Here is an 18,180-nt window from a genome sequence, read left to right as displayed (position 1 = left end):
TTTCGCTCAGCGGCCGGTGAACCGTGGCGCACGCTTCTCCACGAAGTGCGCCACGCCTTCCTTGAAATCCTCGCTGCGCAGGCTGTCCACCATCTCGGCATTGGCCATCGCCACGGCCTCGCCCAGGCCCTGGAACGGGGCTTCCCAGAGCTGGCGCTTCATCACGGCCACCGACCGCGGCGACACCTCGGTCGACAGGCTGTCGGCCAGCGCCAGCGCGTCGGCCATCAAGCGCCCGGCAGGCACCACGCGGTGCACGAGCCCCATCGCCAGCGCTTCGGCGGCGTCCACCTTGCGCGAGGTCATCAGCAGGTCGGTGGCGTGCGCATGGCCCACCACGCGCGGCAGCATCCAGGCGATGCCGTGCTCGGCGATCAGCCCGCGCTTGGCGAAGGCGGTCGCGAACACCGCCTTGTCGGAGGCGATGCGGAAGTCGCTGTACAGCGCCATCACCAGGCCCAGGCCGGCGGCGGCGCCGTTGATCGCGCTGATGATCGGCTTGGGCGCCGCGGGAAAGTAGCTGTAGCGGGTCTGCCAGTCGGCGCGGCGGTTCATGTCGTAGGGCCGCATCCACGATTCGGCACGGATGTCCTCCGGCGGCAGCACTTCCAGTTCCTCCATGTCCATGCCGGCGCAGAAGGCACGGCCCGCGCCGGTGAGCACGATGGCGCGCACGGCCGCGTCGCGGCCCGCGGCCTCGATCGCGCTGCGCAGCTCCGCCTCCAGCACCTTCGTCAGCGCATTCATGCGGTCGGGCCGGGCCAGCGTCACGATGGCGACCGGGCCTTCGTGGTGGACGGTGATCTGCTCGTAGGTCATGCGTGGTATTCCTCGGGTGCGTCGAAATAGTCGGCCGGCAGCTGGATGGCCATGGGTTCGATGAATTCCTCGATGCCGTAGCGGCCGTTCTCGCGGCCGAGGCCGGAGCGCTTGAAGCCGCCGAACGGTGCCGCGGGATTGAAGGGCGCGCCGTTGATGTCGAGCTGCCCGGTGCGCAGACGGCGCGCAACGGCCAGCGCCTGCCGCGCCGTCGCGGCCCACACGCTGCCGGCCAGGCCGTAGTCGGTGCCGTTGGCGATGGCGACGGCCTCGTCCACGCCGTCGTAGCCGATCACCGCCAGCACCGGGCCGAACACTTCCTCGCGGGCGATCGCCATGCCGGGCGTCACGCCCAGCAGCACCGTGGGCGGCACGAAAAAGCCGGTGGGCGGCGGCGCGGCCTGCGGCGTCAGCGCTTCGGCACCTTCGGCCACCGCGGCCTCGATCAATGACAGCACCTTGCGCTGCTGCGCCTTCGAGATCAACGGCCCCAGGCGGGTCGCGGCGTCGGCCGGATCGCCCATGCGCCAGGCCGCCAGGCCGGTGCGCAACAGTTCGGTCACCGCGGGCATGTCGGCCCTCGGCACGAGCAGCCGGGTCGTGGCCGAGCAGGTCTGCCCCGCATTGAGGAAACAGCCGGCCAGCGTGGCCTTGACGGCCGCGGCCAGGTCGGCACCCGGCAGCAGCAGCGCGGCCGACTTGCCCCCGAGTTCCAGCGACACGCGCTTGACGTCGGAGCCTGCCTGCGCCGCGATGCGCCGGCCCGCGGCGGTGGAGCCGGTGAACGACACCATGTCGATGCCCGGATGCCGCACCAGCGCCTCCCCCACCTCCGGACCGGTGCCGTGCACCAGGTTGAAGACGCCGGGCGGCAGGCCCGCCTGGTCGATGGCCTCGGCCAGCAGGAAAGCGCTCGACGGTGCCAGCTCGGAAGGCTTCAGCACCACGGTGCAGCCGGCGAGCAGGGCGGGTGCCACCTTGCCGGTGATCTGGTGCAGCGGATAGTTCCACGGCGTGATGCAGCCCACCACGCCAACGGGCAGCTGCTGCACCAGCGAATGGCCAACGCGGCGCAGCCACTCGACGTCGGCCGCGAGGTCGGCGTACATCGTCCATGCGGCGATGGGCGCGGCGACCTGGATGCGGGCAGCCAGCTTGGCCGGCATGCCGACCTCGCGCGAGATCACCGCGCCGATGGCGCCGCTGCGCTCCTGCAGCGCGCCGGCCACGCGGCGCACGGCGTCGATGCGCTGCGCCAACGGCGTGGCGGACCAGCCGTCGAAGGCGCGCTGCGCGGCGCGCACCGCTGCATCCACGTCGGCGGGGGAGGCCGCTCGGTAGTGGGCGAAGACCGCTTCGCTGAAACTGTCGGTCACCGGCAGGTCGGCCGTGCCGCCGGCCGGCACCCAGGCGCCGTCGATGTAGAGCTGATGGAAGTTCAAGGTCAATTCCTTCGGAAGGTCAGGTGGCTTGGCGCCGGGCGATGAAGGCCTGCATCACGCGCTGCGGTTCGCCGGTCGCGTAGCACTCGAGCTGGTAGCGGATGCCGGCGCTGCAGGCCTCCTCGAAGCCCGCCTGCGTGCGCTCGCGAAAGCGCTGCTTGGTGGTGCGCAGCGCCGCACCGGGCAGCGCGGCCAGGGCCCGTGCGCGTTCGATCGCTCGGGGCAGCACGTCGGCCGGCGCGACCAGGTCGTTGACGAGCCCGAGCTGCCACGCACGCTCGCCGTCGATCAGCTCGCCCGTGAGCGAGAGCTGCTGGTTCAGCGAATGCCCGATCTGCAGCGACATGAGGTACGAACCCACGACACTGGCCAGGCCGGCCTTCACTTCGGGCTGGCCCATCTTCAACCGCGCATGGGCCACCCGCAGGTCGCACATCAGCGCCATCTGGAAGCCGGCACCCACCGCCGTGCCGTTGATCGCGGCGACCAAGGGCTTCATCACGTCGCGCACGGCCTGGTACATCGCATGCTGGCGGTTGAGCCAGCCGGCCAGCGTGGCGGTGTCGATGGTGGCGCTCTCGTCCAGGTCCTGGCCGGCGCAGAACGCCCGCTCGCCGGCGCCGGTGAGCACGATGGCCTGCACCTCGTCGTCGGCGTCCAGCGCCTGCAGCGTGCGGGTCAGGTCGGCACGCAACACGGCGTCCACCGCGTTCATCGCGGCGGGGCGGTTCAGTCGCACGATCGCCGTGTGTTGCTGCATCTCCACCGTCACGGACGGCTGCTCGATGTTCATGACAGGGCTCCCATCTCGATCACGGCATCCACCGCCCAGCCGCCTTCGCCGCGGCTGCCGGCGATCAACGGGTTCAGGTCCACCGAGGCGATGGCGCCTTGCTGCGCGTCCACCAGTTCGGCCAGCGCCACCGCGCAGCGGGCCACCACGTCCAGGTCGACCGGTGCTTCGCCGCGCACCCCTGCGAGCACGGGCGCAATGCGCAGCCGCTGCAGCTTGTCGATCACGTCCTGCTCGCTGAACGGATGCAGCAGCACCGCGAAGTCGGCCAGCGCTTCGACGTATTTGCCGCCATCGCTCACCATCACCACGGTACCGAACCTCGCGTCGTGGCGGGCCCCCAGCGCGAACTCCCGCCGGCCGTGCACCCGCTGCGCGACGATCACGCCCTCGAGCGGCGCGCCCAGCGCGGCCGTGCGCTCCACGCAAAGGCGGTAGGCCTCGTGCAGGGCCGCCTCGCTCGCCACGCCGACGAACACCAGCCCGTGCTCCGACTTGTGCGGCAGCGCCGATGAGCAGGCCTTGACCACCGCATCGCCGCCCAGCGCCTGCCACGCGGCGACCGCTTCCTCGGGGCTGTGGCACAGCCGGTGCGGCGCCAGCGGCACGCCCGCGGCAGCCAGCGCGGCGAGGCTCGCGGCCTCGCTCAGGAAGCGGCCAGCGGCCGGCGCGGGCAGGCGCAGCGCGGCGAGCGCGGCGCTCGGCGGCCGGGCCGCGCGGCGCACGGCCTGCTGTTGCAGCAGGGCGTGGCGGCTGAGCTGGTCCAGCGCCTCGATGGCGTCGCTCTCGTGCGGAAAGGTGGGCACGCCCTCGGCGCGGAACGCCTCGCGCACGGCAGCCTGGGGGGCCGAAACCGCCACCGGCCTGCCGGTGCTGCGCAGCAGGTGCGCCGTGTCGCGCGCCATGCCGGCGACGTCGTAGCCTTCGCCGGCCACCGGCACGCCGATCAGGAACATGTCGGCCTGCGGATCGGCAGCCAGCACCTCCAGCGTGTGTGCGTACATCCCGCCGTTGGTCAGCAAGCCAGCGGTCAGGTCGACCGGGTTCTGTGCAGTGGCGAAGCTGGGCATGATGGTGGACAGCGACTGCACCGTCGCCGGCGCGAGCTCGGCCAGCGGCAGCCCCAGCGGCTCGGCGGCATCGGCGCACAGCACCCCCACGGCGCCGCTGTGGCTCATCACCACCAGACGCCGCGCCGGCTGCAGGCCGGTGGCCAGCAGCAGCTCGGTGGTATTCACCAGGCCGTGCACGTCGGCGGCACGCCGGATGCCGTGGCGCTCGAAGAAGGCATCGACCACCACGTCGTCGTTGACCATCGCGCCGGTGTGCGAGGCGGCAGCCTGCGCGCCGCGGGCGCTGCGCCCGGACTTCAGCGCCACCACCGCCGCGCCGCGGGCACGGACCACGCGCGCCACTTCGGCCAGCATCGCGGGATCCGCCAGCGATTCGATGTAGAGCAGCACCACGCGGATCGCCGGGTCGGCCGCGGCGGCGAGGGCCAGTTCGCACACCGAGGCGTCGGCGTCGTTGCCGGACGCCACCAGGTAGCGCACGCCGACGCCGCGCTCGCGCAGCATCGCGTAGGGCATCACGCTGGCCGCGCCGCTCTGGCTGACGATGGCCACGGGCCCGTCCTGCGGCGGCACCTCCATGAACATCGTGCTGAAGTTCAGCACCGCGCCGGTCGCGAAGTTGGCGATGCCCTGGGCGTTGGGGCCGATCATCCGCACGCCCAGCCGCCGGGCGTCGTCGACCAGCGCCTGCTGCCGTGCGCGGCCCTCGGCGCCGGTCTCGCCGAAGCCCGAGCTCATCACCACCGCGGCGCCGATGCCGCGTGCCGCGCACTGGCGGATCACCTCGGGCACCTGGTCCTGGCCGACGGCCACGATGGCCACGTCGGGCGTTTCAGGCAGGGCAGCCAGAGAGGCCCAGGCCTTCAGGCCCTGCACCGCGTCGCGTTTCGGGTTGAGGGGGTAGATGCGGCCGGCGAAGCCGAAGCGCTGCAGGTAGTGCAGGGGCCGGCCGCCCACCTTGTTGCGGTCCTCGGTGGCACCGACGATGGCCACGCACCGGGGATCGAAGGCGCGCTGCAGGCGCGGGTCGCAAGCGTTGTCCATGGCGTTCAATCCAGCGAGGCGCCCGAGGCCTTGACCACCGGCGCCCACTTGGCGGTGTCGCGCTTGATCAGCGCGGCGAACTCGGCCGGCGTGGTGCTGGCGGCCTGCGCGCCGTCGGCCTGCATGCGCTGCTTCATCTCGTCGGTGGCCATCACCGCCGCGATCTCCTTGTGCAGCCGCTCGATCACCGGTGCGGGCGTGGCGGCGGGGGCCAGTACGCCATACCAAATGGTCACGTCGAAGCCCTGGAGGCCGGCTTCCTGCACGGTCGGCACGTCGGGCAGCAGCGGCGAGCGCTTGGGCCCGGTGACGGCGATCGCGCGCACCTTGCCGGTGGCGATGTTCTGCGTCTGCTGCGCGATCGTGTCGAACATCATCGACAGGCGCCCGCCCAGCAGGTCGATCATTGCCGGGGCCGAGCCCTTGTAGGGCACGTGGCTCAGCTCGATGCCGGCCATGCTGCGGAACAGCTCCCCAGAGAGGTGGTTGGAACTGCCGTTGCCGGCCGAGCCGTAGTTCAGCGTGCCGGGCTTGGCCTTGGCCAGCTTGACGAGCTCCGCGGTGCTGTGGGCCGGCACGGCAGGGTCGACTACCAGCACGTTCATCGTGGTGGCCATCAGGCTGACCGGCGCGAAGTCCTTCACCGGGTCGTAGCGCAGCCTGCTGTAGAGGCTGGGGTTGATCGCCATCGTGCCGGTGGTGCCGAAGAACAGCGTGTGGCCGTCGGCGGGCGAGCGCGCCACCGCCTCGGCGGCGATGCCGCCACCGGCGCCGCCGCGGTTGTCGACCACCACCTGCTGGCCGAGGCGTTCGCCCAGCTTGAGCGCCAGCAGCCGGGCCATGGCGTCGGTGGGGCCGCCGGCAGGGAAGGGCACGACGAGCGAGACGGGCTTCTGCGGCCAGGCGGGCGGCTGCGCATGGGCGGCGGGCGCCAGTGCACACAGCGTGGCGGCCAGCAGGCCCGCGAAGGTGCCGAGGGTCTTCATGGGGTTGTCTCCGTTGGGATGTTGATGTCGTGTCGGGAAGGGCTGGAACGAAGGTTAGGCAAGGTCGAGGATTGCGGAAAGACGCAAGACACGATTTCAGGTTTCCAATAAAGTGAAGGCATGAACCTCAAGCACCTGAGCACCTTCGTGCAAGTGGCGGAGCTGCAATCCCTGGCGCGCGCGGCCGTGGCCAGCGACACGGCCGCCTCGCTGGTGAGCCGGCAGATCGCGATGCTGGAGAGCGAGTGGGGCGGCAAGCTGTTCGACCGCACCGGCCGGGGCATGGTGTTGAGCGACTTCGGCCGGCGCATGCTGCCCGAGGTGCAGCAGGTGATCGAGCAGCTCGGGCGGCTGGACGCCGCGGCGCGCGAGGCCGCCGGCACGCTCACCGGCACGGTGCACGTGGGGGTGCTGCCGTCGATGTCACGCGAGCTGCTGCCTGCGCTGTTTGCCGACATCCGGGCACGGGCGCCCGACGTCCGGCTGCATGCGGTGGAAGGGTTCAGCGGCGACCTGGACGAGGCGCTGGCCTCCGGCCGGCTCGACATGACGGTGGTGAACCGGTACGGCGCCTCACTGCGCGGCGAGGACGCGCTCGGCACGGTCGAGACCTGCCTGATCGGCCGCCCCGACGGCCTGGCGGGCGCGGCGCCCACGGTGCCGTTCAGGGCGCTGGCGGGCCTGCCGCTGGTGCTGCCTTCCACGCCCAACGGGCTGCGCGCCACGCTCGACCAGTTGTCGCGCAAGCACCGGATCGCCCTCGACGTGGTGATGGAGGTGGACACCGGCACCGCGATGAAGGATGTGGCGCTGAGCGGCCATGCCTTCACGCTGCTGCCGCTGATGGCCGTCAAGGCCGAACGCGACGCCGGCCTGTTGGCGGCCGCCCGCATCGTGCGGCCCGGCATCGTCCGGACGATCTCGCTGAGCCTGGGCCGACGCCGGCCACTGTCGAAGGCGGCACGGCTGGTCGCGGGGCGGCTGCGCCAGTTGGCGACGGAACTGCTGCGAGGCTGACCATGGATGGGGGGCATGCAGAATCGACAATCAATCTTATGTAAATAAGAAGATCGAACTGCCCCATCGCGTCACGCTCCGAAACCCTTGCCGGCCCCCCGGGACCGGGGGGCCGCGCGCCCCTAGAACCAGACTCAACACCGGCAGAGGCCGCGCCTACGCTGGTCGATCTGCTGTAACCCGAGTTCGATCATGCGCCGTCAAGCTCTCTCCGCCGCCCTCCTGATGATCACCGGTTCGGCGTTCGCCGACACGGTCAATTGGGCCGACTGGCTCAGCGGCACGGCCGGCGCCAACGGCTCGGCCGGCGGCACGTTCGTGACGGCTGACGGCCCTGTCAGCATCAGCTACACGGGCGAAGTCGCCTTCATCCAGACCGGTCCCAGCGGCAGCAACCTCACCGACTACTTCGTCCAGCGCACGCCGGCACCTTTCACCAGCACGCTCGTCGACAACCGGCCGCCGGCGGCCGAGATGATCGCCCTGTCTACTGCCTCGTCGAAGACGCTCACGTTCTCGCAGCCGGTGAACAACCTGTTCTTCGCGGTCGTCAGCCTCAACGGCAATGGTTACCAGTTCGACCAGGACTTCGAGATCGTCAGCACGGGCTGCGGGTACTGGGGCTGCGGCGGCCTGACGAAGGTCGACGTCGGCAACGGCCAGTTCCAGGCCAACAGCACGGGGGGTGAGCCGCACGGCGTCATCCGCTTCACGGGCGCCGTGTCGTCGATCACCTGGACCAGCCTCACCAACGAGTACTGGAACGGATTCACGGTCGGCACCTACGGCATTGCGCCCGCAATACCCGAGCCATCGACCTATGCGCTGATGGCGTTGGGCCTCGCTGCAGTCGGGATCGCGACGCGCCGTCAACGCCGCACCGGATGATCGAGCAACGACCCCAGTCGACGCACACCAGCCTCGCGGGCTACCGGCGCCGGTTCGGCTTGGAAGTCCAACGGCGGCCTCGGACAGCCACACCATGCCATCCCTGCCGCGCCGTAACAATTCGGTTGTCCACAGTGGGTGTGGATAACCTTGTGTGAAACCGGTTGATGCTTCAGACGGATTGGCGTCTTTCGTAGCACCGCCGTTGCAGTGCTGCATAAGGCAGCAACCCACGGCCATCCGGCGCATACATCCGCAAAAGCAGCGCTCCGCATCCACGCGGGTGGGCTCGGTGCCGTTGCCGGTGTTCTGCGACATCGCCTTGTCAGCGCGGCGAGTGACGTCAGGCCCATCCCTTCGCTGGCGTCCACGCATGCAGCCATATCGTGCTCCTGTCGTATTGCTGTCAGGCCAGTTCCAGCCCTGCTTGCCGCGCCCCGCACAGGCCGTGCGCGGCCTGGCCGGCGGCGTGCTGCTCGGCTGGGGGGCGATGACGGGACTGGGCTGCACCGTGGGCAACCTGCTGTCGGGCACCATGGCCGGCGCAGTGTCCGGCTGGGTCTTCGGGCTGTCGACCCTGGTGGCGGTGTGGGCCGGCCTGAAGGCCGGTTGGGCGCCCCGCCGGCGCTGACATGGCTGCGCAGCCTACGCCCGGTGCGCCTGGTTCAGGCGCCGCTCCACGCGTGCCTGCAGCCGCTCGAACGCAAAGCTCAGCAGCCAATAGATCGCCGCGGCCATCAGGTAGATGGGCAGCGGCCGGAAGGTGATCGCGATCACCTCCTTGGCTGCCAGCATCAGCTCGGTGACGGTGATCACCGACACGAGAGAGGTGTCCTTGATCAGGCTGATCAGCGTGTTGCTCATGCCGGGCACCGCGGTGCGCAGGGCCTGCGGCAGCACGACGAAGCGCAACGTCTGCGGGTAGGTGAGGCCCAGGCTGTATCCGGCCGACCACTGCCCCGCCGTCACGCCCAACAGCGCGCCCCGCAGCGCTTCGGACAGGTAGGCCGCGGCGTTCAGGCTCAGCGCGAGCGTGCCGGCCGCCACGGGTGAGAACTCGATGCCGACGCTCGGAAGCCCGTAGTAGATGAGGAACACCTGCACCAGCAGCGGGGTGCCGCGCATCATGCTGACGTAGGCTGCGGCCAGGCGTTGCAGCCACGGCCAGGGCACGATGCGCGCGATGGCGAGCGGAAAGCCCAGCAGCGTGCCGCCCAGCATGGCGGCGACGGCGAACAGCAGCGTGTAGCCCGTGCCGCGCAGCAGCACCGGCAGCGCGTCGTTCAACAGATCAAGAAGGTTCATGGCTCGTCACCCGAGGCGAAGCAGAAAAGCAGAATCCCCGCTCGGCGGGGATTCTCGTTGCAGGCGCCCCAAGGGCCGGGCGGCGGCGCTTCAGCGCTGCGCGGGCGGCTTGCTCACGTCGGTGCCGAACCACTTGACCGACACCGCCTTGAAGGTCCCGTCCCTGAAGGCGTCTTCCAAGGCCTTGTCGAGCGCGGCCTTCAGTTGCGGATTGCCCTTGACCAGCGGGATGGCGTTCTTGTCGGCCTCGCCGACCACCGCGCCCACGCGGATCGGCAACGGTGAATTCTTCACCAGGTAGGCCGCCATCAGGCTGTCGTTCAGCGCGGCATCCACGCGCCCGGCCGCGAGGTCGGCCAGGTATTCCGGTGCGCCGGGGTAGCTGCGCACCTCGACCCCGGCGGTGGCCTTGGCCTTCTGCTCGAAGTTGCTGCCCTGCCCCACGCCGAGCTTGTGGCCCCTCAGTGCTTCCAGGCTCTTCCATTCGCGCTTCTCGTCCTTGCGCACGATGAGCTGCGGCGCCGAATAGACGTAGGGCACCGTGAAGTCGAAGGTTTCCTGGCGCTTGGCGGTCACGCCGACCTGGTTGACGATCACGTCGTACTTGCCCGCGGCCAGCCCGGCCAGGATGCCGCTCCATTCGACCGTCACGAACTCGGCCTTCACGCCGAGCTTCTGCGCGACGAGCTTCGCCACGTCGACGTCAAAGCCGGCCAGTTCGCCCTTGTCCTTGTAGTTGAATGGCGGGTAGGTGCCTTCGACCGCCACGCGCAGCGTGCCTCGGGACTTGACGGAGTCGAGCAGGTCGGCGGCCTGCGCGCTGGTGGCTGCACTCGCGGCGACGGCACCAAGCAGCAGGAGAATCGAGGTCTGGGTGTTCTTCATACAGAGGCAGTTTTCTGGGGGGCATGCACGTTAGCGCTAAAAGGTGCCCTGAACAAGGAAGGAAAGTAACTGTCCTTCATCGCAGCGGCCCGGCCCGCGGTCTCATCCACCATTGCCGAAACGATCTGCACCAGCCGCCGCAGCCTGACCTTCCGCTAGGAGGTCCATTCGTAGTTGAACCGCCCCGGGTTTTTTGAGGAGGCTCCACCCTTTGAGAGGATGGAGCCATGAAGAAGTCAGTGAAGTTTTCGCCCGAGGTCCAGGAGCGGGCGGTGCGGATGATCGCCGAGGCGCAAGGCCGGCACGACTCGCAGTGCGCTGCCATCAAGTCTATTGCGGCCAAGATCGCCTGCACGGCCGAGACGCTGCGCCGCTGCGTGCGCGGCGCTGGCCTGCCGAACGGATGAGCAAGCGTTCAACCACGCAGGTCGGAACTAGAAGGGGCGGTCGTCGTCGCGCACAGGCAGGCCGTGGCCCTGCGCCCACTCCTTGGCCTTGGCGCGCGCCGCAGCGCCGAGGTGCCGCATCGAAGCCGGGAAGTTCGCCTCGTCCCAAGGCATGACGCTCAGACCTTCCTACGGCCCACGGTCTGCGCCAGCAAAAGTTGTTGGTCGTTGCCCAGGCCCATCGCCTTGGTCAGCGCATCACGGTCGAACCACGCGCGCACCACCGTCGCCAACCCGACCGAGGCGCAGAACAGGTAGACGTTCTGCGCCATTGCGCCCGCGGCTGCGCAAGCGTACGCGGTGCGCCGCCGGCACCATGTCCATGCGCCCATGGTCGCCGACATAGACGAGGTCCAGTGCCGCGTCGTCGACGAAGTCCTGGTAGCCGGTGACACGGCGTACGTCGCTGGTCTCGGGGAGTTGCAGCTCGTGTGCCACCGGCTCGTAAAGGTACAGGCCTTGCGGCATGGCGGCGTAGAGCAGCACCTCCTGCGCGTTCATCGCGCTCGGTGTGGTGCGCCCACCCAGCGCCGGGCGGTTGACGCCCGCGGCGGCCCACAGCAGGTCGGACAAGGTCTGCTCGTCCAGCGCCGTGGGCGCGAACTCGCGCAAAGACTGGCGTCGCGCCAGCGCTTCCATCAACGGCAACCCGCCCTCGCGGTGCGGCGGCGGCAAGGCGAGCGTCTGTTTCGCATCACCCACCGACGGACGCGGCGGGTTGTGGCCCATCAAGCCCAGGGCCAGCTTGGTCAGCGTGTTCATCGTCGCTACCTCCGGTCGATCAGAAGCAGCCTAGGCGCAACGCGCCGCAGTGGCTTTGATGAGCCTCAAGCCCATCCTGATCAGCACCACGACACCGTGCGGTCGGCACTGACCTGCCCAACATGGCCACCGGTCTCGATGGCTTCACCCGCCTAGCGCCGCCGTCATCTCCGGCACGGCCGTGAACAGGTCCGCCTCGAGGCCATAGTCCGCCACCGCGAAGATCGGCGCCTCGGGATCCTTGTTGATCGCGACGATCACCTTTGAATCCTTCATGCCCGCCAGGTGCTGGATCGCACCCGAGATGCCGGCCGCGATGTAGAGCTGCGGTGCGACGATCTTGCCCGTCTGCCCGACCTGCCAGTCGTTGGGCGCGTAGCCCGCGTCCACCGCCGCCCGGCTCGCGCCGAGCGCCGCGCCGAGCTTGTCCGCCAGCGGGGTCAGCACCTCGTTGAACCGGTCGCTGCTGCCGAGCGCCCGCCCGCCCGAGACGATGACCTTGGCCGCCGTCAGCTCAGGCCGGTCGCTGCGGGTCACCTCGCGGCCGACGAAGGCGATCTGGTCGCTCGCCGGCGGCACCTCCACCGTCTCGACCGGCGCCCTGCCGCCTTCGGCGGCTGCCGGATCGAAGCCGGTGGTGCGCACGGTGATGACCTTGACCCGGTCGGCGCTTCGCACCGTCGCGATCGCGTTGCCGGCGTAGATCGGCCGCTCGAAGGTATCGGGCGCATCGACCTGCGTGATGTCGCTGATCTGTGCGACATCGAGCTTGGCGGCCACGCGCGGCGCGGCGTTCTTGCCGGCCGCCGTCGCCGGGAAGAGGATGTGGCTGTAGTCGCCGGCGAGCTGCAGCACGACGGCGGCGACGTTCTCGGCCAGCCCCTCGGCGAGGCCGGCGCTGTCGGCGTGCAGCACCTTGGCGACGCCTTGCACGGCCGCGGCCTGGCGCGCGACCTCGCCGGCGTTCTGCCCGGCGACGAGCACGTGCACGTCCGGCGCACAGGCGAGCGCGGCGGTGACGGTGTGGAGCGTGGCGCCCTTCAGCTGGGCGTGGTCGTGCTCCGCGATAACGAGTGCGGTCATGGTGTTCCGTTCTTCCTCAGATGACTTTGGCCTCGGTCTTCAGCCTCGTGACGAGCGTCGCCACGTCCGGCACCTTCACCCCTGCGTGGCGCTTCGCCGGCTCCGCCACCTTCAGGGTCTTCAGCCGCGGCGCGACGTCCACGCCGAGGTCCGCCGGCGTCACCACCTCCAGCGGCTTCTTCTTCGCCTTCATGATGTTGGGCAGCGTCACGTAGCGCGGCTCGTTGAGCCGCAGGTCCGTCGTCACGACGGCCGGCAGGTGCAGCGCCACCGTCTCCAGGCCGCCGTCGACCTCGCGGCTGACGACCGCCTTGCCATCGGCCAGCTCGACCTTGCTCGCGAAGGTCGCCTGCGGCCAGTCCGCCAGGGCGGCCAGCATCTGCCCGGTCTGGTTGCAGTCGTCGTCGATCGCCTGCTTGCCGAGGATGACGAGCGCGGGCTGCTCCTTGTCGGCCAGCGCCTTCAGCAGCTTGGCCACGCCCAGCGGCTCCAGCGCCTCGGGCGTCTCGACCAGGATCGCCCGGTCCGCGCCGATCGCCATCGCGGTGCGCAGCGTCTCCTGGCACTGCGTGACCCCGCAGGACACCGCGACGATCTCCGTCACACCGCCCTTCTCTTTCAGCCTCACCGCCTCTTCCACCGCGATCTCGTCGAACGGGTTCATCGACATCTTCACGTTGGCGGTGTCCACCCCCGTGCCGTCGCCCTTCACACGGACCTTCACGTTGTAATCGACGACGCGCTTGACTGCGACCAGGATCTTCATGGAAAGCACCTTCACGACACTGCGTGGCTCGATGCGACGTCGTACGCCGCGGGGTTCAGGAGGTTGCTCGCTCGCGTGCCGGTGAAGTGCGAGCGAAGCCCGTCGAGTGCCAGCATGCCCATGGCGCTTCTCACCTCCCGGGTGGCGCTGCCGATGTGGGGCAGCAGCGTGCTGTGGGGAAGCGCCAGCCACCGCCGGTCGATCGCCGGCTCCCGCTGGAACACGTCGATGCCCACGGCACCGACCTGGCCCGCATGGACCGCTTCGAACAACGCCGACTCGTCGATCAGCTCGCCCCGCGCGATGTTGACGACCATCGCCCCACGGGGCAGCAAGGCGAGCCGCCGGGCGTCCAGCGAGTGCCGCAGCGCGGGGGTCGACGGCGCGCACACGCACAGCACGTCGCTGCTCGGCAGGAGATCCTCCAGCGTTTCGTGGAACGCCCCGCCCCTCTCCAGCTCGGCCGGCAGGCGCGACCGGTTGTGGTAATGGATCGCCATGCCGAACGCCGCGGCCCGCCTGGCCACTGCCTGCCCGATGCGGCCCATGCCGAAGATCCCCAGCCGCATGACGTTCAGCGACCGGCCCAGGTAGTGGCTCGGGGCCCATCGCCCCCACCGCCCCTCGCGCAGGGAGGCCTCCGCGCCCGTCGTGTTCCGGGCCGCGGCGAGCACGAGGAACATGGCCAGGTCCGCGACGGCCTCGGTCAGCACGTCGGGGGTGTTGAAGACCGGGATCCCCCGCCGTGTCGCCGCCGACACATCGACATGGTCGAACCCGACGGAGTGCGTGGCGATGGCCTTCACGCTCGCCGGAAGACGCTGGATCATGGACGCGTCGAGCTTGTCACCGGGCATCACCAGCAGGGCATCGAAGCCCGCGGCCTCGTCGATCAGCCGCTCGCCGATGGCATCGCCCTCGCGCCACACCTTCAGATCGAACTCCCGCTGCGCGCGCTCGAGCACGTCGGGGGTGGGGACACCTGTGGCCAGGAGTCGTGGTCTCGCGTGGAGGGAATGGGTACTCATGGGGGATGAAGCCTTCATGCGGCAAGGCGCATGACGATGGGTGAAAGAACCACAAAAACGAGGGTGGAGACCAGCACGGCGCCTGCGGCCACGTCGCCCTGGCCGCTGAAGCGCTGCACGTAGATCGCGCTGACCACGGCGACCGGCATCGCCAGCTGCAGCGCCACCACGCTGGCCGTCAGCGGCGGCACTTGCAGGAAGTACACGACGACCGCACCCGCCGAGAGCCCGGCGATCAGGCGCACGGCACCGAGCACGGCCCCCCGCCAGAGGCCCGCCCTCGAGGCCGTCAGGAGCGCATGGCCGAGGCTCACGAGCATCAGCGGCACGGCCAGGGATCCGACCAGCCGGGCCGACTCCAGCAGCGGCGCGGGGAGCTGCACGCCCGACAAGCGGACCAGGATGGCGAGGAGACAAGCGATCGCCACGCCCTTGGGCCAGCGGTGCCCTTCCCTTCCTCCCCCGCTGGTGAACCACACGCCGAGGGTGTGCTGCACCATCGAGTTGATCGCGAAGAACGCGACCGCGATCGTCAAGCCGACGTCGCCGAAGGCGAGGTGGGCGATCGGCAAGCCGAGGTTGCCCGCATTCGGAAACGTCGCCGCGGCCGTGAACGCGCGCACCGGCCACTTGAAGGCCGCCAGCGCCGCCGCACTGACGGCGGCCGACACGGCCAGCCCGACCCCGGTGGCGATCGCGACCTCGCCGAGCTGCGCGTTGTCCAGGTGCGTCGTCACCAGCGTGTGGAAGACCAGGGCCGGCGTGCTGACCACCGTCGCCAGGCGGGCGACGAAGTCAGCCGGGTAGGCCGTCCCTCGCCGGGCCCAGAACGCACCGATGCCGGCACAACAGACGACGGGCAGGAGCAGCGCGGCGAACTGGGCGTAAGCGGCAACCAAGCCCTGGACAGTCATGCGGCATGCGCCTGGGCCGTCCGCTGCGGCGCCTTGTTCAGCAGCATGTCGGCAGCGCGCTCCGCGATCATCAGGACCGTGGCATTGGTGTTGGTCGACGTGACCGTCGGCATGATGGAGCCATCGACGATGCGCAGGCCCTGGATGCCGTGGACGCGGAGCTCGCTGTCGACGACGCAGCCCTCGGAGGCATCGGGCCCCATCCGGCAGGTCCCGACGCCGTGGTAGACGGTCGATCCGTTGTCGCGTGCGTATTTCAGCAGCGCCTCGTCGGCCACCGCCTGCGCGCCGGGCAGCGTCTCGTTGACCACGTAGGGCGCCAGCGAAGGCTGCTCGGCCAGCCGCCGTCCGATGCGCAGCCCTTCCACCACCGTGGCCCGGTCGACGGCATGGCTGAGGTAGGCCGGGTCGATGACCGGCGCGCTGCCCGGATCCTTGGAGGTCATGTGCACCGACCCGCGGCTTTCAGGCCGCATCTGCCAGACGCCCAGCGACAAGCCCGGCAGGTCCTCGAGCTCGCCGATCCGGCCTTCCTTGAAGCTCCCCGGCGCGATCACGCACTGGATGTCGGGACGATCGGCCAGCCCGGTGGAAGCAAAGACGCCGACCACCGCCGCGCTGTAGGTCAGGATGCCGCTTCCGGAGAGCACGTACTTCGCGACTTCACCGGCAAGCGCCGCCCCGTGCGCACGCTCGTTGGCGGTCGCTATGCCCTTGATGCGGAAGCACAGCCGGGTGACGTAGTGATCCTGCAGGTTCTTGCCGACGCCACGCAGCGCCACCTGGGTCGCAATCCCCGCGTTGTCGAGCACGTCGGGGTCTCCGACGCCGCTGAGTTCGAGCAGCCGGGGCGTCCCGATGACACCCGCGCTCAGGATCACTTCCTTGCGTGCCTTGATCACGGTCACGCGGCCGTCGGCATGACGGCACTCGATGCCCACGGCCCTGCGCGCGGGGCCCTCGCCCTCGATCAGCACGCGCAGGACCTGCAGCCCGGTCCGCACCGCCAGGTTCGGCCGGCCGGCCACGGGCCAGAGGTAGCCCCGTGCGGCGCTGGAGCGCACACGACCCTGCCGCGTCTGCTGGTAGTACCAGATCGAGGGGCCCCGCGTGGTGGCGTTGGGGTCATCGAGGAACTCGAGCCCGAGCTCCTGCCCCGCCTTGACCACTTGCGCGCACACCGGCGGCGGGGCCAGCACGCGCGTCACCTTGATGGGGCCGTCATGCCCTCGGCGCGGGTCGGCGCCGTCCTGCCATGTCTCGCACTTGATGTAGTAGGGCAGGCAGTTCTCGTAGGACCAGCCCTGCGCGCCCTGCGCCTCCCAGCCGTCGATGTCCGACGGCAACGGCCGGACGTACAACAGGCCGTTGATCGAACTCGAGCCGCCCAGCCCCCGCCCTCGCGGAAACAGGATCTGGCGCCCGCCCGTCTCCGCGCCGGGGGCCGTCTTGTAGCTCCAGGTGATCTCCGGGTGGTCGAGGAGCCGCATGAAGCCGGCGGGGATGTGGATCATGGGATGCCGGTCCCGGCCGCCCGCTTCCACCAGTTGCACCTGGCTCGTGCCATCGGCGGACAAGCGGTTCGCGAGCACGCAACCTGCGGTCCCTGCACCCACGATGACGTAGTCGGTCAGCTCGACCGGTTCGGACGACGCCATGCCGGTCACCCCGCCACGGCTGCAGCGGACGCAGCGTCTTTCACCGCCACGCGTGCGCCTTTGACCGTGCCCTGTGCGAGCAGCCCTTCGATCTCGGCCGGCGTGAAACCGAACTCGCGCAGGACCTCCTCGCTGTGCTGGCCCAGCACCGGCGGCGGCCGCTGCACCGACACCGGCGTCGCCTGGAAGTTGATCGGGTTGGCCAGGTTGGTCAGGGCACCGGCGACCGGGTGGTCGAGGTGGAGCAACGCACCCGTGTGCTTGATCTGCGGGTCGGTGGTGAGCGCGGTGTGGTAGTCCTGCACCGCGGCGCAAGGAACGTCGGCCTCCGACAGCGTGTGCACCCAATGGGCGGCGGGGTGCTTGACGAACTCGTCCTCGAGGATGGCGTCCAGCAGGTGCCGGTTCGCGGTGCGCTGCGTGTTGTCGGTGAAGCGCTCGTCGTCCAGCAGGTCCGGGCGGCCCAGCACGCGGCAGAGGTTGGTCCAGAACTTCTCGGTGAAGCAGGCGGCAAAGAAGAACTTGCCGTCGGAGCCTTCGTAGTTGCGGTAGGGCACCATCGTCGGGTGGCCGCTCCCGAGCCGGGACGGCGACTTCCCGCTGCGGATCGTCTCGCCGTCACGCGGAATCGTGCTGAACAGGGCGGCCCCCAGCAAGGAGGTGTCGATGGCCTGGCCGACGCCGGTCCGCTCGCGGTGCAGCAAGGCCGTGCTGATGCCGAGCGCGAGCATCGCGGCCGCGCCGAAGTCGGGCAGCGGGGCCCCGAGGCGTACCGGCAGGCCTTCGGCCTCGCCCGTCATGTCCATCAAGCCGGCGACCGCCTGCACGATCGGATCGTTGGCAGGCCATCCCGCGTAGGGGCCGCTCTGCCCGAACGCCGAAGCGCTGGCATAGATGATCCCCGGGTTCACCGCGCGAACCGCCTCGTAGCCGATGCCGAGCCGGTTCACCGTGCCGGGCCGGAAGTTCTCGACGATGACGTCCGCCGTCTTGGCCAGGCGCAGGAAAACGGCCTTGCCTTCCGGCGATTTCAGATCGAGCCGGAGGCTGCGCTTGTTCCGGTTCTGCGACATGAACTGGACGCTCTCGCCGTTCACGAACTGGTTGCCCAGGTCGCGTGCCAGGTCGCCCTTCCCGGGTTCTTCGATCTTGATCACGTCGGCCCCCATGTCGCCCAGCAGCATGGTGCCGACCGGCCCGGCCGTCATGACGCTCAGATCGAGAATGGTGTAGCCGCTCAGCGGCAGGGACGAGGTCTGTTCAGGCATGAT

At 69.9% G+C, this 18,180-nt stretch carries 19 protein-coding genes and 1 pseudogene; 4 read left to right on the top strand and 16 right to left on the bottom strand.

Translation table 11 applies throughout. The features are described from left to right. Positions 1-6: 6 nt before the first annotated feature. The 5 genes from V4F39_RS22030 to V4F39_RS22010 are packed head-to-tail and all read right to left on the bottom strand — an operon-like array spanning position 7 to position 6,157. Positions 7-819 carry an enoyl-CoA hydratase gene (locus tag V4F39_RS22030; protein WP_332292144.1) on the bottom strand — a complete coding sequence of 271 codons (813 nt, stop codon included), beginning with the start codon at positions 817-819 and terminating at the stop codon, positions 7-9. Continuing rightward, the gene (locus V4F39_RS22025; protein WP_332292143.1) at positions 816-2,261 is read right to left on the bottom strand and encodes an aldehyde dehydrogenase family protein; all 1,446 of its coding nucleotides are present in this window, start codon (positions 2,259-2,261) and stop codon (positions 816-818) included. Before V4F39_RS22025 ends, V4F39_RS22030 begins: the two co-directional genes overlap by 4 nt. A gap of 19 nt (positions 2,262-2,280) precedes the next feature. Further along, entirely contained in the window at positions 2,281-3,054 is a 774-nt protein-coding gene (locus V4F39_RS22020; RefSeq protein ID WP_332292142.1) for an enoyl-CoA hydratase/isomerase family protein, read from the bottom strand. Next, on the bottom strand, positions 3,051-5,171 hold the full coding sequence (locus tag V4F39_RS22015; protein WP_332292140.1) for an acetate--CoA ligase family protein: 2,121 nt from the start codon (positions 5,169-5,171) through the stop codon (positions 3,051-3,053). The genes V4F39_RS22020 and V4F39_RS22015 overlap by 4 nt, the downstream gene beginning before the upstream one ends. 5 nt (positions 5,172-5,176) lie before the next feature. Next, positions 5,177-6,157, bottom strand: coding sequence for a tripartite tricarboxylate transporter substrate binding protein (locus V4F39_RS22010; protein ID WP_332292139.1), 981 nt, complete (start codon positions 6,155-6,157; stop codon positions 5,177-5,179). Positions 6,158-6,277: 120 nt separating this feature from the next. On the opposite strand from V4F39_RS22010, the gene V4F39_RS22005 reads away from it, so the two are divergent. The 3 genes from V4F39_RS22005 to V4F39_RS21995 all read left to right on the top strand — a co-directional run bounded on the left by V4F39_RS22005 (position 6,278) and on the right by V4F39_RS21995 (position 8,693). Continuing rightward, complete coding sequence (locus V4F39_RS22005) at positions 6,278-7,174, top strand: LysR family transcriptional regulator (RefSeq protein ID WP_332292138.1); 897 nt, start codon at positions 6,278-6,280, stop codon at positions 7,172-7,174. 192 nt (positions 7,175-7,366) lie between these two features. Further along, positions 7,367-8,062 (top strand): PEP-CTERM sorting domain-containing protein, encoded by a 696-nt coding sequence (locus V4F39_RS22000; RefSeq protein WP_332292137.1) that lies wholly within the window; start codon positions 7,367-7,369, stop codon positions 8,060-8,062. A gap of 373 nt (positions 8,063-8,435) precedes the next feature. Continuing rightward, positions 8,436-8,693, top strand: coding sequence for a YeeE/YedE thiosulfate transporter family protein (locus V4F39_RS21995; protein ID WP_378235094.1), 258 nt, complete (start codon positions 8,436-8,438; stop codon positions 8,691-8,693). A gap of 14 nt (positions 8,694-8,707) precedes the next feature. Here V4F39_RS21995 and V4F39_RS21990 read toward each other — a convergent pair whose 3' ends face one another. After that, on the bottom strand, positions 8,708-9,367 hold the full coding sequence (locus V4F39_RS21990) for an amino acid ABC transporter permease (RefSeq protein WP_332292136.1): 660 nt from the start codon (positions 9,365-9,367) through the stop codon (positions 8,708-8,710). Between the two features lie 90 nt (positions 9,368-9,457). Next, positions 9,458-10,252 (bottom strand): transporter substrate-binding domain-containing protein, encoded by a 795-nt coding sequence (locus V4F39_RS21985; RefSeq protein WP_332292135.1) that lies wholly within the window; start codon positions 10,250-10,252, stop codon positions 9,458-9,460. A 227-nt stretch (positions 10,253-10,479) separates the two neighbouring features. On the opposite strand from V4F39_RS21985, the pseudogene V4F39_RS21980 reads away from it, so the two are divergent. Then, positions 10,480-10,635: pseudogene (locus V4F39_RS21980) on the top strand (IS3 family transposase); the annotation flags it as partial. A 51-nt stretch (positions 10,636-10,686) separates the two neighbouring features. On the opposite strand, the gene V4F39_RS21975 reads toward V4F39_RS21980, so the two are convergent. The 9 genes from V4F39_RS21975 to V4F39_RS21935 form a co-directional block, all read right to left on the bottom strand. Next, entirely contained in the window at positions 10,687-10,812 is a 126-nt protein-coding gene (locus tag V4F39_RS21975) for a hypothetical protein (RefSeq protein WP_332292134.1), read from the bottom strand. A 5-nt stretch (positions 10,813-10,817) separates the two neighbouring features. Then, positions 10,818-10,970, bottom strand: coding sequence for a nitroreductase family protein (locus tag V4F39_RS21970; RefSeq protein ID WP_332292133.1), 153 nt, complete (start codon positions 10,968-10,970; stop codon positions 10,818-10,820). Then, entirely contained in the window at positions 10,897-11,460 is a 564-nt protein-coding gene (locus V4F39_RS21965; protein ID WP_332292132.1) for a nitroreductase family protein, read from the bottom strand. Before V4F39_RS21965 ends, V4F39_RS21970 begins: the two co-directional genes overlap by 74 nt. A 144-nt stretch (positions 11,461-11,604) precedes the next feature. Next, entirely contained in the window at positions 11,605-12,543 is a 939-nt protein-coding gene (locus V4F39_RS21960; protein WP_332292131.1) for an electron transfer flavoprotein subunit alpha/FixB family protein, read from the bottom strand. Positions 12,544-12,559: 16 nt separating this feature from the next. Then, the gene (locus V4F39_RS21955) at positions 12,560-13,309 is read right to left on the bottom strand and encodes an electron transfer flavoprotein subunit beta/FixA family protein (RefSeq protein ID WP_332292130.1); all 750 of its coding nucleotides are present in this window, start codon (positions 13,307-13,309) and stop codon (positions 12,560-12,562) included. A gap of 11 nt (positions 13,310-13,320) precedes the next feature. After that, entirely contained in the window at positions 13,321-14,337 is a 1,017-nt protein-coding gene (locus V4F39_RS21950; RefSeq protein WP_332292129.1) for a 2-hydroxyacid dehydrogenase, read from the bottom strand. A gap of 14 nt (positions 14,338-14,351) precedes the next feature. Next, positions 14,352-15,251: an AEC family transporter gene (locus V4F39_RS21945; RefSeq protein ID WP_332292128.1), complete on the bottom strand. Its 900-nt coding sequence runs from the start codon at positions 15,249-15,251 to the stop codon at positions 14,352-14,354. Next, positions 15,248-16,909 (bottom strand): GMC family oxidoreductase, encoded by a 1,662-nt coding sequence (locus tag V4F39_RS21940; protein ID WP_332292127.1) that lies wholly within the window; start codon positions 16,907-16,909, stop codon positions 15,248-15,250. The genes V4F39_RS21945 and V4F39_RS21940 overlap by 4 nt, the downstream gene beginning before the upstream one ends. Before the next feature lie 5 nt (positions 16,910-16,914). Then, positions 16,915-18,177, bottom strand: a complete 1,263-nt coding sequence (locus V4F39_RS21935; protein ID WP_332292126.1) for a CaiB/BaiF CoA transferase family protein — start codon at positions 18,175-18,177, stop codon at positions 16,915-16,917. Positions 18,178-18,180: the final 3 nt, after the last annotated feature.

Origin of the sequence: Aquincola agrisoli (assembly GCF_036621135.1) — a bacterium.
Lineage (GTDB): Bacteria > Pseudomonadota > Gammaproteobacteria > Burkholderiales > Burkholderiaceae_C > Aquincola > Aquincola agrisoli.
This window is presented reverse-complemented; position numbering and strand designations above follow the sequence as displayed.

Bases quoted from the DNA above. Each gene is read 5' to 3' on its own strand.
- V4F39_RS21985 (WP_332292135.1), bottom strand. From the start codon at position 10,252: ATGAAGAACACCCAGACCTCGATTCTCCTGCTGCTTGGTGCCGTCGCC.
- V4F39_RS21975 (WP_332292134.1), bottom strand. From the start codon at position 10,812: ATGCCTTGGGACGAGGCGAACTTCCCGGCTTCGATGCGGCACCTCGGC.
- V4F39_RS21995 (WP_378235094.1), top strand. From the start codon at position 8,436: ATGCAGCCATATCGTGCTCCTGTCGTATTGCTGTCAGGCCAGTTCCAG.
- V4F39_RS21945 (WP_332292128.1), bottom strand. From the start codon at position 15,251: ATGACTGTCCAGGGCTTGGTTGCCGCTTACGCCCAGTTCGCCGCGCTG.
- V4F39_RS22010 (WP_332292139.1), bottom strand. From the start codon at position 6,157: ATGAAGACCCTCGGCACCTTCGCGGGCCTGCTGGCCGCCACGCTGTGT.
- V4F39_RS21965 (WP_332292132.1), bottom strand. From the start codon at position 11,460: ATGAACACGCTGACCAAGCTGGCCCTGGGCTTGATGGGCCACAACCCG.
- V4F39_RS21940 (WP_332292127.1), bottom strand. From the start codon at position 16,909: ATGGCGTCGTCCGAACCGGTCGAGCTGACCGACTACGTCATCGTGGGT.
- V4F39_RS22020 (WP_332292142.1), bottom strand. From the start codon at position 3,054: ATGAACATCGAGCAGCCGTCCGTGACGGTGGAGATGCAGCAACACACG.
- V4F39_RS22000 (WP_332292137.1), top strand. From the start codon at position 7,367: ATGCGCCGTCAAGCTCTCTCCGCCGCCCTCCTGATGATCACCGGTTCG.
- V4F39_RS21935 (WP_332292126.1), bottom strand. From the start codon at position 18,177: ATGCCTGAACAGACCTCGTCCCTGCCGCTGAGCGGCTACACCATTCTC.
- V4F39_RS22015 (WP_332292140.1), bottom strand. From the start codon at position 5,171: ATGGACAACGCTTGCGACCCGCGCCTGCAGCGCGCCTTCGATCCCCGG.
- V4F39_RS21955 (WP_332292130.1), bottom strand. From the start codon at position 13,309: ATGAAGATCCTGGTCGCAGTCAAGCGCGTCGTCGATTACAACGTGAAG.
- V4F39_RS22030 (WP_332292144.1), bottom strand. From the start codon at position 819: ATGACCTACGAGCAGATCACCGTCCACCACGAAGGCCCGGTCGCCATC.
- V4F39_RS21950 (WP_332292129.1), bottom strand. From the start codon at position 14,337: ATGAGTACCCATTCCCTCCACGCGAGACCACGACTCCTGGCCACAGGT.
- V4F39_RS22005 (WP_332292138.1), top strand. From the start codon at position 6,278: ATGAACCTCAAGCACCTGAGCACCTTCGTGCAAGTGGCGGAGCTGCAA.
- V4F39_RS21990 (WP_332292136.1), bottom strand. From the start codon at position 9,367: ATGAACCTTCTTGATCTGTTGAACGACGCGCTGCCGGTGCTGCTGCGC.
- V4F39_RS21960 (WP_332292131.1), bottom strand. From the start codon at position 12,543: ATGACCGCACTCGTTATCGCGGAGCACGACCACGCCCAGCTGAAGGGC.
- V4F39_RS21970 (WP_332292133.1), bottom strand. From the start codon at position 10,970: ATGGCGCAGAACGTCTACCTGTTCTGCGCCTCGGTCGGGTTGGCGACG.